General features: G+C 62.0%; 11 protein-coding genes and 1 pseudogene. 5 read left to right on the top strand and 7 right to left on the bottom strand.

The features are described from left to right. Positions 1–201 precede the first annotated feature (201 nt). The 6 genes and pseudogenes from ACS4RS_RS22910 to ACS4RS_RS22885 all read right to left on the bottom strand — a co-directional run bounded on the left by ACS4RS_RS22910 (position 202) and on the right by ACS4RS_RS22885 (position 9,218). A complete protein-coding gene (locus ACS4RS_RS22910) occupies positions 202–1,572 on the bottom strand; it encodes an alpha-glucosidase/alpha-galactosidase (RefSeq protein WP_439013566.1) in 1,371 nt (456 codons plus the stop codon). A gap of 22 nt (positions 1,573–1,594) precedes the next feature. Beyond that, complete coding sequence (locus ACS4RS_RS22905) at positions 1,595–3,262, bottom strand: dipeptide ABC transporter ATP-binding protein (RefSeq protein ID WP_439013565.1); 1,668 nt, start codon at positions 3,260–3,262, stop codon at positions 1,595–1,597. Positions 3,263–3,272: 10 nt separating this feature from the next. Then, a pseudogene (locus tag ACS4RS_RS22900) lies at positions 3,273–4,413 on the bottom strand (ABC transporter permease). Position 4,414: 1 nt separating this feature from the next. Continuing rightward, complete coding sequence (locus ACS4RS_RS22895) at positions 4,415–5,422, bottom strand: ABC transporter permease subunit (RefSeq protein WP_439013563.1); 1,008 nt, start codon at positions 5,420–5,422, stop codon at positions 4,415–4,417. A gap of 114 nt (positions 5,423–5,536) precedes the next feature. Beyond that, positions 5,537–7,627 carry an ABC transporter substrate-binding protein gene (locus ACS4RS_RS22890; RefSeq protein WP_439013562.1) on the bottom strand — a complete coding sequence of 697 codons (2,091 nt, stop codon included), beginning with the start codon at positions 7,625–7,627 and terminating at the stop codon, positions 5,537–5,539. A gap of 124 nt (positions 7,628–7,751) precedes the next feature. Beyond that, the gene (locus tag ACS4RS_RS22885) at positions 7,752–9,218 is read right to left on the bottom strand and encodes an alpha-glucosidase/alpha-galactosidase (RefSeq protein ID WP_439013561.1); all 1,467 of its coding nucleotides are present in this window, start codon (positions 9,216–9,218) and stop codon (positions 7,752–7,754) included. A gap of 245 nt (positions 9,219–9,463) precedes the next feature. Between ACS4RS_RS22885 and ACS4RS_RS22880 the strand changes: the two genes are divergently transcribed. Then, positions 9,464–10,306 (top strand): AraC family ligand binding domain-containing protein, encoded by an 843-nt coding sequence (locus ACS4RS_RS22880; RefSeq protein ID WP_439013690.1) that lies wholly within the window; start codon positions 9,464–9,466, stop codon positions 10,304–10,306. A 22-nt stretch (positions 10,307–10,328) separates the two neighbouring features. Here the strand turns inward: ACS4RS_RS22880 and ACS4RS_RS22875 are convergent, their stop codons facing one another. Further along, positions 10,329–11,390: a methyltransferase domain-containing protein gene (locus ACS4RS_RS22875; RefSeq protein WP_439013560.1), complete on the bottom strand. Its 1,062-nt coding sequence runs from the start codon at positions 11,388–11,390 to the stop codon at positions 10,329–10,331. A 269-nt stretch (positions 11,391–11,659) separates the two neighbouring features. On the opposite strand from ACS4RS_RS22875, the gene ACS4RS_RS22870 reads away from it, so the two are divergent. Genes ACS4RS_RS22870 through ACS4RS_RS22855 form a run of 4 tightly spaced genes read left to right on the top strand, consistent with a single transcriptional unit; the run spans position 11,660 to position 12,634 of the window. Next, the gene (locus tag ACS4RS_RS22870; RefSeq protein WP_439013559.1) at positions 11,660–11,977 is read left to right on the top strand and encodes a helix-turn-helix domain-containing protein; all 318 of its coding nucleotides are present in this window, start codon (positions 11,660–11,662) and stop codon (positions 11,975–11,977) included. Between the two features lie 3 nt (positions 11,978–11,980). Next, positions 11,981–12,241, top strand: coding sequence for a hypothetical protein (locus ACS4RS_RS22865; protein WP_439013689.1), 261 nt, complete (start codon positions 11,981–11,983; stop codon positions 12,239–12,241). 9 nt (positions 12,242–12,250) lie between these two features. Next, on the top strand, positions 12,251–12,490 hold the full coding sequence (locus ACS4RS_RS22860; RefSeq protein ID WP_439013558.1) for a hypothetical protein: 240 nt from the start codon (positions 12,251–12,253) through the stop codon (positions 12,488–12,490). Positions 12,491–12,523: 33 nt separating this feature from the next. Next, the gene (locus ACS4RS_RS22855; protein WP_449314040.1) at positions 12,524–12,634 is read left to right on the top strand and encodes a hypothetical protein; all 111 of its coding nucleotides are present in this window, start codon (positions 12,524–12,526) and stop codon (positions 12,632–12,634) included. Positions 12,635–12,638 lie beyond the last annotated feature (4 nt).

Below are 12,638 nucleotides of genomic sequence, written 5' to 3'. Positions count from 1 at the left end.
GCCCCTTCTGACCCGTTGGACATGACGGCCGTAACCGGAGCGACAAGAGAGCATTTGCTCTCGGCAGGAAAAGCCGCAACCTTCGCCTTCGACGGGGCCTTAGCGTTTCCCGATAATTGATCCCGACTTGCATCTCAAAACAAAAGCCCCGCGGTCGTTGCCACACCGCGGGGCTCTTTGACGCCGATCCGGGAGAGGGGATCAGGCGGCCTTAACTTTGCCAGATGTGCGTGCCCATTCGGGCAGCCAGTTGCCGTGGGTGGCCAGCAGGTCGTCGACCAGCGACCAGATCTGGTCGAGGTCGAGTTCGGCTGCCGTGTGCGGGTCCATCATCGCGGCGTGGTAGATGTGCTCGCGATTTTCGGTCATCAGCGCCTGCACCGTCAGTTCCTGGACGTTGATATTGGTGCGGATCAGGGCGGTCAGCTGCGGCGGCAGGTCGCCGATGAAGGTCGGCTGGATGCCGGAGGCATCGACCAGGCAGGGCACTTCGGCGGCGCAATTTTCTGGCAGCGAGGTGATGCAGCCATTGTTGCGGACATTGCCGTAGATCACCGAGGGTTCGCCGGTCCAGACCGAGTTGATGATCGAGGAAGCATATTCCTTCGAGGGTGTCACCTCGATCTTGTCGGCGCTGCGATAGGCTTCCGCCTGGCCCTTCCAGCGCTCGATCTGCTCGATGCAGCGCTTCGGATATTCATCGAGCGGAATGCCGAATTTCTCGATCAGGTCGTCGCGGCCCTCCTTGATGAAATAGGGCGTGTATTCGGCGAAATGCTCCGAGCTTTCGGTGACGAAATAGCCGAGCCGCGTCAGCATCTCGTAACGCACCTTGTTGGGGCAGCGCGGGTTCCAGCCGGGCTTCGGCGCCCTGCCCTCGCGGTAGCCGCGGACAAGATCGGGATAGAGGTTGCGGTAGGAGCCGTCGGCCTGGCGATGCTCGAATTTGAGATAGAAGGCCATGTGGTTGATGCCGGCCGCGCGGTAGCGGATTTCCTCGTAGGGAATGTCGAGGTCATGGGCCAGCTCCATCGCCGTGCCCTGCACCGAGTGGCAGAGGCCGACCTGGCGGATGGTGGGGTATTTCTCCGAGATCGCCCAGGTGTTGATCGCCATCGGGTTGACGTATTGCAGCATGATCGCCTCGGGGCAGACGGCGAGCATATCCTCGCAGACCTTCCAGAGATGCGGCACGGTGCGCAGCCCGCGCATGATGCCGCCGACGCCCAGCGTATCGGCGATCGTCTGGCGCAGGCCGTATTTCTTCGGCACTTCGAAATCGGTGACGGTGCAGGGCTCATAGCCGCCGATCTGGAAGGCGACGACGACGAAATCGGCGCCGGCAAGCGCTTTGCGCTGGTCGGAATAGGTCTCGGCCTTGGCCTTGACGCCAAGCGTCGAGATCAGCTTGTTGACGACGATAGCGCTTTCCTCAAGCCGCTGCGGGTTGAGATCCATCAGCGCGATCGTCGCGCCCGAAAGCGCGGGACGCTGCAGAACGTCGCCGATGATGTTCTTCATGAAAACGGTGGAGCCAGCTCCGATGAATGTGATCTTGGGATTTGCTGCCATTATAACCTCCGGCATTCGGCAATCATGCTACCTCGAAAGCGGCTTTGACGAGCCGTTCGGTGTAGGCGGTCTTGGGATGGGATAGAACTTCGTTGACAGGGCCTTCTTCGACGATCTTGCCATGCTGCATGACGATGACGCGGTGGCAGAGGGCGCGCACGACCTTGAGATCGTGGGAAATGAAGAGGTAGCTCAGACCTCGCTCGTCCTGCAGCTTGCGCAGCAGTTCGATGATCTGCGCCTGGACGGAAAGGTCGAGGGCGGATGTCGGCTCGTCGAGCAGGATGAATTCCGGCTCCAGCGCGATGGCGCGGGCAATGGCGATGCGCTGGCGCTGGCCGCCGGAAAATTCATGCGGGAAACGCGACAGAATATTGCCGGGCATGCCGGCTGAGATCAGCGCCTCGCGCACCCGGTCCTGCCGCTCGGCCCGGGTGGCGCCCAGCTTGTTGACGACGAGGCCTTCCTCGATGATCTGGCCGATCGTCATGCGCGGGTTGAGCGAAGAGAACGGATCCTGGAACACCACCTGCATGCGGGCCCGCAAGGGCCGCATCTCGGCCCTGGAAAGCCCGTGGATCGGCTGATGGTCGAAATGGATCTCGCCGCTGTCGGGCGTGTTCAGCCGCAGGATCGCCTGGCCGAAGGTGGTCTTGCCGGAGCCGGATTCGCCGACGAGGCCGAGCGTCTCGTGACGGCGCAGCGTCAGATCAAGGCTGTCGACGGCGACAAGCTCGCGCATCGCGGGCTTCAAGAAGGTGCCATGGCGCAGCATGAAGGCAACCCGCACGCCCTTGGCCTCGAGGATGACATCGGATCCCTCCGGCAGCGGATTGGCCTCGCCGCGCGGCTCGGAGGCAAGCAGATGCTTGGTATAGGCGTGCTGCGGATTGGCAAACAGCGCTTCGGTGGTGTTGTGCTCGCGCACTTCGCCAAGCTGCATCACATAGACGTAATCGGAGAACTGCCGCACGACGGTGAGGTCGTGGGTGATGAGGATGACGGCCATCCCCATTTCCTTCTGCAGGTTGCGGATCAGGTTGAGGATCTGCGCCTGCACGGTGACATCGAGCGCCGTCGTCGGCTCGTCGGCGATCAACACATCGGGATCGTTGGCGAGTGCCATGGCGATCATCACGCGCTGGCGCTGGCCGCCGGAAAGCTGATGCGGATATTGCATGAGCCGCGCCGCCGGATCCGGGATTTGCACATGTTCGAGCAGCTCCAGCGCGCGTTTCTGCGCATCCCGCTTGCTGATCCGGCGGTGGACGCGGATCGCCTCGACGATCTGGCTGCCGATCGTATAGATCGGGTTCAGCGAGCTCATCGGCTCCTGGAAGATCATCGAGATGCGGTCGCCGCGCAGCTTGCGGCGGGCCCGCTCGGAAAATTTGAGGATATTGCTGCCGTCATAGGCGACCGTCGATTTTTCGGAAACCACGGCGCGCTTTGACAGCAACCCCATCACCGTTCGCGCCGTCACCGATTTGCCGGAGCCGGATTCGCCGACGATGGCGATGGTTTCGCCGCGATAAAGCTGGAAGGAGACGTCCTTGACGGCTTCGACCATGCCGTCCTCGACCTTGAAATTCACCGCCACGTTGCGGGCGTCGATGATCGGCGTGTCCTGGCGGCCGTCATGATCGTGGCGGACGGGCGGGGCGAAGGAATTGACCAGTGCGAGAGCCATATCAATCACCTCAATAAGGATCGACTGCGTCGCGCAATCCATCGCCCAGCGCATTGAAGGCGAAGACGGTGACGAGCACGAAGCCGACGGGAGGAGAGAATCCAGGGATAGGAGCCGATCACCGAATAGGTCGCCGTATCCTGCAGCATCAGCCCCCAGGAGATCAGCGGCGGCTTGACCGCGAACCCTAAGAAACCGAGGAAGGATTCGAGCAGCACCACGCTCGGTATGGCGAGCGTCACCGCGACGATGACGTGGCTCATCACGTTCGGGAAGATATGCTGCAGGATGATGCGCTTGTCGGTGGCGCCGACCGCCATTGCCGCCCGGACATAATCGATACGGGCAAGCGCCAGGGTCTTGCCGCGCACCTCGCGCGACATCTGCGCCCAGCCGAGCGCCGACATGACGATGATGACGAAGGCGAGGAAGACGTTGGTCGGCGCCGTCACCGGGATCAGCGAAGTCAGCGCCAGATAGAGCGGCAGCTGCGGGAAGGCCAGCACCAGCTCGACGAAACGCTGCAGCCAGACATCGAAGGTGCCGCCAAAGTAACCCGACACCATGCCGACCGTGGTGCCGATGACGGTGACGATGAAGACGACGGTCAGCGCGATCATCAGCGAGATGCGCGAGCCGATGATGGCGCGCGACAGCACGTCGCGGCCGAACTTGTCGGTGCCGAGGAAATGCACCGGCTGGCCGTCGGTCGAGCCGAAGAAGTGACGCTCAGCCGGGATCAGGCCGAAAAGCCGGTATTCCGATCCCTTGACGAAGAAGCCGAGCAGCCGCGGATTGTCGTAATCGACGCCGACGATCGGCTGGAAGGTAACCGGGTCGAGCGCATCGGAATCGGCCAGGCCGTAGACGCGCGGCTGGAAGACGAAATTGCCGTCCTTGTCGTGGAAGCTCATCATCTGCGGCGGCGCGAAACCGACATCGGTCGCCTTCGGGTCCATCGGCGCGACGAAATCGGCAAAGATCGCCATGAAGAGCAGCAGGCCGACGAGGATGAGACCGGCCATGCCGGTCCAGGAGCGCCGCAGCCGGCGCCAGACGAGGGCGATATAGCTCTCATGCCCGCGCGATGGTTTGCTGACCGAGGTTTCGGTGGTCGTCGGCGGTGGCGGCGAGGAGTCGAAAGCCAGCATCTCAGGCTCCTTCAAATTGGCGGACACGCGGGTCGAGCAGCGCCAGCAGCATGTCGGCGATGATATTGCCGACGATCAGCGTCGCCGACAGCACCATCATGAAGGTGGCGGTGACATAGACGTCACCGATCGCCATCGAGCCGACGATGGCCGGACCGACGGTCGGCAGCGCGAAGATGATCGCGGTTTCGATCTCGCCGGTCAGCATGTAAGGCAGCACGACGCCCTGATACATCACCAATGGATGAAGCGCGTTCGGCACCGCGTGGCGCATCACCACCGCGCCGCCGGAAAGCCCCTTGGCCTTCGCCGTCTCGACATATTGGGCATTCAGTGTATCGAGCAGATTGCCGCGCATCACCCGCATATTGTAGGCGAGCCCGCCGAAGGTGGCGATCGCCACGACCGGCCAGACATGGTGGACCAAATCAACGAACTTCGCCCAGGACCAGGGCGCCCCGCCATATTGCGGCGAGAAGAAGCTGCCGATTTCGGTCACGTTGAACTGGAAGACCAGCAGATAGACGATGATCAGCGCCATCAGGAAGCGCGGCACCGTCATGCCGAGGAAGGAAACCGCCGAAAGCGTGCTGTCGATCCAGCTATATTGCCGGGTCGCCGCCCAGATGCCGAAACCGACGCCGAGCACGGAAGCGAAGATGTGGCAGACGAGCGCCAGAAGCAGGGTCCGCGGCAGCCGCTCGGCAACGACGTCGGCGACCGGCTTGTTGTAGAACATGCTGTAGCCGAAATCGCCGCGGGTGACGATGCCGCCGATCCAGTTGACGTACTGGACGACCATCGGCTTGTCGAGGCCGTGTTCCACCCGGTAGGCCTGGGCCTGGGCTTCGGCCTGGGCGTAGGAAGCGCCGCCCTGATTGATCAGCTGGGATCTTATATAATCGGCATAGTCGCCAGGCGGGGCCTGGATGATGGCGAAAGTCACCACGCTCAGGATGAAGAGAACGGGGATCGCGGAGGCTATGCGCACGAGCAGGAATCGTAACATCGGACGGTCCGCTTTTCCTTGCCGCCAGTCGCTCCTTGTCAGCGCGGCTGGCTTGTTGGTCATATCAGGCCGCGCGCCACGCGCGGCCTGAATCTCGCTTCAGCTGGGAGGGAGCTAGTTGTTGACCGGACCCTTGTCGCCGGGCTTGCCGGGCAGCTGTTCGGGGAACAGCTCATATTTGCCCTGCTTGTCGGCGGCCACCCACAGGCGTTCGCGGATCACCGAATCTTCAGCCCAGTTGAACATGAAGATCGGGGTGCCCTGCGGCACGTTGGAGAACCGCTTGTTGATGATCAGGGCGCCAGGATATTCCGTCAGACCCACGGTGTTGACGTGTTCCGTCGAGATCTTCTGGTACTGTTTCATCAGGGCGACGCGGGCATCATTGTCCGGGCTCGTCGTGAACTTGGCGACAATATCGTTCAGTTCCTTTTCGAACGGCATCAGATCGAGCTGATCGTCCTTGCCGGCGCGATGGTGCCAGCTGGTGCGGGGACCGATCGGCGCAAGCTGCTCGGTATTCTGCACCACCGACGACAGTTCCGTCGTGTTGCGCTGGATCAGCCAGTCGAAGCGGCCGGCATAATGGGCGTCGTCACGCTTCGGGCCGTCGAGCGCATTGATGACGATCTTCAGGCCGAGCTTCTCCATCTGGGCGACGACACCTTCGGCAAGGCTCTTGTCGGTCGTGTACTGATTGTTGATCAGCATGACGATTTCGACATCCTTGCCGCCGGCCGTGCCGGCCGGGAAGTTGACGATGCCGTTGCCGTCCGTATCCTTTAGGCCGGCCTTGGCCAGTTCGGCCTTGGCGCCTTTCAGATCGAAGGGATAGTAGACGGTGGAGTTGCGGTCGTAGAAGCTGGTGCCGGAGGAAAGCCCGCCCGGATAGATCGCGGTGAACGGCCCCTTGACCAGCGAGTCGCCGATCGCCTTGCGGTCGAGCGCCATGGTGACGGCCTTGCGGAAGTCCTCATTGCGGTTCAGCTCGCGGATCGCCTGGCCGCGTTCGTCCGGGTTGCCCCAGCCGTTGGCGGAGAAGTTCATGCGCAGGTTATAGCCGATGAGGCGCGGGCCGAAAGCCAGACGGGCGGGCGCGGTTTTCTCGGCGGCGCGCTTCAGCGAGGCGACGAAGTTTTCCGGCTGCTCGAGGTTGGAGATGTCGGCGGATCCGGCCACGGCCTGAACGTCGCGGTCGGCCCAGGTCGAGAGCTTGTAGTGCAGCTCGTTCAGATAGGGCAGCTGATTGCCCTTCTCGTCGACCTTCCAGTAATAGGGGTTGCGGCGCATGACGATGATGTCGTCGGAGCGATATTCCACCGGCACCCAGGCGCCCATCACCGGCATGTTCATGAACTCCGGCGGGAAGGCGTTCTTGAACTGGTCGTAGGTGTTCTTCGAATATTTCGGATGCTGCGGCTTGAGGATATGCGACGGACCCGGGCAGAAGTTCGGGTAGGCCATCGTGTAGAGATATTGCTTCGGGAAGGCATCCTTGAAGGTCCATTCGACGGTGTAATCGTCGATCTTCTTCAGCGTCGTGCCGACACCGAAAGCCTCCGGCGAAGCGCCGCCGCCGAGCGGCGAGACGTTCGGATCGATGACCTCGTCATCCCAGTAGAACATGATGTCGTCGGCATTGAACGGCGCACCATCAGACCATTTGGCGCCTTCGACCAGGTGCATGGTCAGCTTGTGGCCGTCCTCGGACCAATCCCAGCTCTTGGCAAGGTTCGGCAACGGCTCGGTGTCCTTGGCCTCAACCTGGAACAGCGGCGCGGTGCGCGTCAGGCATTCGGAAAGGCCGATATCGATGCCGCCCCAGCCCTGCGTCTGGCCGGCGCCGTAGTTCCAGCCTTCCGGCCGGCCGCCGATGACGTGGCGCATCGTATCGCCGTAGACCCCGATGCCGTCGGGCATGTTGCCGGTCTTGAAGACCATCGGCTCTTTCGGCAGGCGGTCTTTCACCGGCGGCAGCTTGCCGGTGGCGACGAAATTCTTCGTGACCCAGTCGGGCTCGTGATATTCGGGCAGCGCCTTGAACTCCAGGATGGAGTCGCGCGCCACATATTTGATCTTGCCTTCGGCCGGGAAGTCCGCCGGCGCCGGCGGAACGGTGGCCTCGGAGGCATATGCATTCAGCGCCAGGACCGAGACGCCGAGCGCCAGTCCGGCCAGAATGCCAAGTTTGCGGAATTTCATCATCGTTTCTCCCTCTTGTTCCGGAGCGCGGGGCACGCGGCTCCTTTTCCTCGAACGACATGAAAGCGGGCCGGCGGTCCATGGATTTCCCTCCCGGAAACCCATGACGACCCCTCCTTCACGAAAATCAGACGGCCTGTTTCAGCGCCGCCTTTTCCGCGCGCAGCTCTTCGATCGAGCGAACGTTGCGGCGTGCGGCACCCGCCCAGTCGCGGGTCTGCACCTTGGATTTCGACAGCCGCTCCTTGGCGGCCGGCACGGCATCGGCATATTGCGGCAGCCAGCGCGCCTGGGCAACGACCATCTCGTCGACCATCTGCCAGACCTCCTCCGGCGTCGCCACGGCGCCGACCAGCGGGTCGTGCAGCACGGCAAGCTTCAACAGGTCGATGTCGCCGGATATCGCGGCATGCACCGACATGCGCTGGACGTTGATCGAGGCGATGCAGGTGGCGGCACAGGCTTCCGGCAGGGTGACGCCGGAGACCATGTTGATGCCGAAGCGGTCGACGAAACCGGGCGATTCGATGATCGCATCGGACGGCAGGTTGGTGATGACGCCGTTATTCTTGACGTTGAAATGGCCGCGATAGACCCGGTTCGTCTCCAGCGCTTCGAGGATGTGGCTCGCATGTTCGTTCGAGCGCTTGGCGGGGTCAATCGGCTTTGAGGCGGATTCCAGGAATTGCGGGAATTCGGTCTCGAACCAGTTGCGGGTCTCGGTGGAATGGCGGAGATAACCGCCGGTCTCGCCGTGGATCCAGTCGGACATGTCGATCCAGCGGGTGATTTCCTCCGGCCGCTTGCGGTACCAGGGCAGGTATTCCGACAGATGGCCGTTGCTCTCGGTGGAATAGACGCCGAACCGCTTCAGCACGTCGATGCGCAGCTTCTCCTGCTGCGAATAGACCGGATGCGCCTCGAAGGCGGCGATGAGCTCGTCCTTGCCGATCCTGCGGCCGTTGAGGCGCAGGTCGATGAACCAGGTCTGGTGGTTGATGCCGGAGCAGACATAGTCGAGTTCACCAAGCGACTTGGCGCCGAGCACCTCGGCGATCTGTTCGGCGCCGTGCTGGACGCCGTGGCAGAGGCCGACGGTATCGACCTTGCCGTATTCAATCGCCGCCCAGGTGTTCATCGCCATCGGATTGGCATAGTTCAGGAATTTCGCGCCGGGCTCGGCGACCTCCCGGATATCCCTGCAGAAGTCGAGGATCACCGGAATGTTGCGCTGGCCATAGAGGATGCCGCCGGCGCAGATCGTATCGCCGACGCATTGGTCGATGCCGTATTTCAGCGGGATCCTGATATCGTCGGCATAGGCTTCGAGGCCGCCGACCCGCACACAGCTGATGATGTAGCGCGCGCCGGTCAGCGCCTGGCGCCGGTCGGTCGTCGCCGTCACCTTGGTCGGCAATCCGTTCGCCTCGACGATCCGGTCGAGGATTGCCTTGATCATCTCGAGATTATGTTCGCTGAGATCGGTCAGCGCGAATTCGACGTCGCGAAACTCCGGAACGCACAAAATGTCGGTAAACAGCTTCTTGGTGAAACCAACGCTGCCCGCACCGATGATAGCGATTTTGAAACTCATGATCTTCACCTCGACCCAATCGGATGCTACAGAAAAGACGGCCACGGAGGATCAGGTCGCATGCTGGCGCATGCGGCTGAAAAAGCCGAAAAACTGCCTGTTTTCCTCCCGGCCGCTCTTTCGGCCGTGGTCTCTTCCCTGTTTGTCGAGCGGGATTATGCCCGAAATCGGCAAGCCGACCAGAGAAGGATTATGCTTTCAGGGGTAATTTTGTGCTGCAGAATTTGATTGCCAACGGACAGTCGATGAGGACGGTTTCGCTGCCCCGCGGCCGCCAGCGATTGCACGCCATGCCGACGAGTTCCGGCTATGAAGTGCGCGAGAACGAGCCCTATGACTGGGACGGACGCAGGCGAGGCCAGACGCCCTTCACCGTGCTGCAGCACACGATCAGCGGCACCGGCCGGCTGCGCTATCAAAACCGCAATTATCGGCTTCAGGGCGGCGACACGCTGCTGGTGCTCGTACCGCACAATCACCGCTACTGGCTAGAAAAGGGCGACCGCTGGGAATATTTCTGGATTTCGATGAATGGCGAGGAGACGCTGCGCATCCACCAGCTGGTACTGTCCACCGCCGGCCCGGTGCTGAAACTGCAGCCCTCGACCATCGATCATCTCGCCGATTGCAGCCTGCGCCTCGTCACCGGCGCGACCTCGCCGGGGGCCGCCTCGGCGATTGCCTATGAAGCGGCGATGGCGCTCTATGACGACGTCTTCGGCTCGCCGGCCTTTGCCGCGGAACTCAGCGTCATGCAGCCGGTGATCGATCATATCAACGCCAATCTGGAAAAGCCGCTGCCGGTCAGCGAACTTGCGAGCATCGTCGGCCTTAGCCGTGCGCATTTCTCGCGCAGCTTTGCCGAGAGCGAGGGCATGCCGCCGGCCGAATTCGTGCTGCAGCAGCGGCTGCAGCGCGCGGTCAAGCTGCTGACCAAGGCGGACTTCCTGCCGGTCAAGGAAGTCGCCATCATGTGCGGTTTCGAGGATCCGAACTATTTCTCCAAGGTCTTCCGCCGGGTCTACGGCACCAACCCGACGGAATTCCGCACCACCGGCATGTATGCCAGCATCGGAAAACTGCGATAGCCGCCGTCTGCCGTCTGCTGTCTCAGGCCCTCACCTCGAACACCATGTTGAACGGCGTTTCGGTGGCGCGGCGGAAATGCGTGAAGCCGGCGTCGAGCGCCACCTTGCGAAGCTTCATCTCTCCCGCCTGGGCGCCGAGCCCGAGCCCCACCTCCTGCGACAGCGATGCCGGCGTGCAGATCATCGTCGAGGCGCCGTAATAGACGCGGCCGACGGGGTTGAGATTGTCCTTGAGATGGTCATGGGCAAAGGGCTCGACGATCAGCCAGGTGCCGTTCGGACCAAGCGTTTCCTTGACGTGCTGGCCGGCGCCGACCGGATCGCCCATGTCGTGAAGGCAGTCGAACATCGCGACCATGTCATAGCCGCGGCCTGGAAATTCCGCCGCCCGGCTCTGCTCGAACGTCACCCGGTCGGCGACGCCGGCATCCGCCGCGGCGGCTTTGGCTTTTTCGATCGACGGGCCGTGATAATCGAAACCGGTAAAGCGCGACGCCGGATAGGCCTGCGCCATCAGGATGGTCGAAGCCCCATGGCCGCAGCCGACATCGGCGACGCTGGCGCCGGCCTTGAGCTTTTCCTCGACCCCGGAAAGGGCGGGTATCCATTCGGCGACGAGATGGCTGTTATAGCCCGGACGGAAGAAGCGCTCGGTTCCCCGGAACAGGCAGGTGCTGTGCTCGTGCCAGCCAAGTCCCTTGCCGGTGCGGAAGGCGTCGGCGACCTTCGGCTCATCCATCCACATCGATTGCACCACCTCGAAGGCGCCGACGAAAAAGGCCGGGCTGTTTTCCTCGGCAAACACCATCGCCTGCTCCGGCGACAGGCTGAAACGATCGGTTTTTTCGTCATAGGTAATATAATCGGCCGCCGCCTGGGCGCTCAGCCATTCCCGGAGGTAACGCTCCTTCACCCCGGTTTTTTGCGAAAGCTGCTGGACGTTCATCGGCGTGCCATCGGCCATCGCCTTGAAAATTCCCACCTTGTCGCCGAGCACGACCAAGGCGCCCGACACGGCGGCGCCGACATCGCCGACCAGCCGGCCGACGAGTGCATCGAGTTTCTGCATATCCGGCTCACGCATTGTTTCCTCCCACGCGCGTGTTTCAGGAATTTAAAAATTAGACTTTAATAATATTCCGTCAATCAACCTTCCCTTTCAGCGCAGGAGCGGCAGTATTAAAGGTCGAAAGATTCCAGCGGATTTCAACGGCCACCAGTGTCGTCTGGAGGCCTCAACTTATGCAGGAAAGCGAGACGGGGCCGATCTTAAGGGCCTTGCGAGCGCTTTCATCGCCGCTTGAGTCGAATCTCCCTGAGGCAGAATCACACTTTTGATGTAGGGTTATCATTATGTCTCTATCTTCCGCCCAATGCCGCGCCGCGCGCGCTCTCCTGGCCTGGTCGCAGGACGATCTTTCCTCGGCCGCAAACGTCGCCAAGGCGACGATCGCCAATTTCGAGGCCGGCAAACGCTCGCCCTATGACCGGACTCTTCAGGATATGAAGCAGGCCCTGGAAGCGGGCGGCGTCATTTTTATCCCGGAAAACGGCGGAGGGGCCGGCGTCCGTCTTGCCAAACGTGCAAATTCGATCGACACCAACGAGACCGAAACGGTTCAATATGAAGAATATCTCGAAAACGACGCACCGCCTGGTGCGGGTGGCTGAATGATGACGAAGAAGCAGAAGCTCGAACACTCGGAACTGGCCGGAGAATTCACCGATGACGGGGTCACCGTGCTCGTCGACATCTTCCGCACATCCGGCAGCGATGAAGACTGGACGATGGAAGTGGTGACGCAAGCCGAGGATCTGATCCGCTGGGACGAACCCTTTGCCACCGACCGGGAAGCCTTCGACGAATTCCTGGCCGTGGTGGCGCGCGACGGCCTGCGATCGTTTCTCGACGATGAAGAACCGTCGGTCCATTGAGGAAGATAAGTGAAAAGCATCAATGATCTCGTCGCCTCGGCGAAAACCGTCTGCGATCGATACCGGGCCGGGCGGATGGAGCGCGAGACCGTGCGCGAATGGGTTCTCGGACTTGGCGCCTATCCGGGCCCGCATGGAGACCGCGTGCGCGAAGCGGTGGAATGGTTCCGCCTGCACAATCGCGAGCCTGTTTCCGACGAGATCGCGCTCGTGGATATCGACCGACTGAAGGCAATTTCAGCGCCGTGATCCCGGGAGCGCCTCGCGTGCCCCGCTGGCGCAATCACGCCGGTCCTCGGCGGCGTAGGACCAATGACGATCATCAGCCTGATGCATAATGCCCGCGTCGCAAGTCGAGGGCGGCTGGCAAATTTTAGTTCGTCCGATCAGTAGAAGG

Source organism: Rhizobium sp. F40D2 (assembly GCF_051810745.2).
In the GTDB taxonomy this organism is placed as follows: domain Bacteria; phylum Pseudomonadota; class Alphaproteobacteria; order Rhizobiales; family Rhizobiaceae; genus Rhizobium.
The sequence above is the reverse complement of the archived record's forward strand: the minus strand, read 5'-3'. Positions and strand labels throughout refer to the sequence as shown.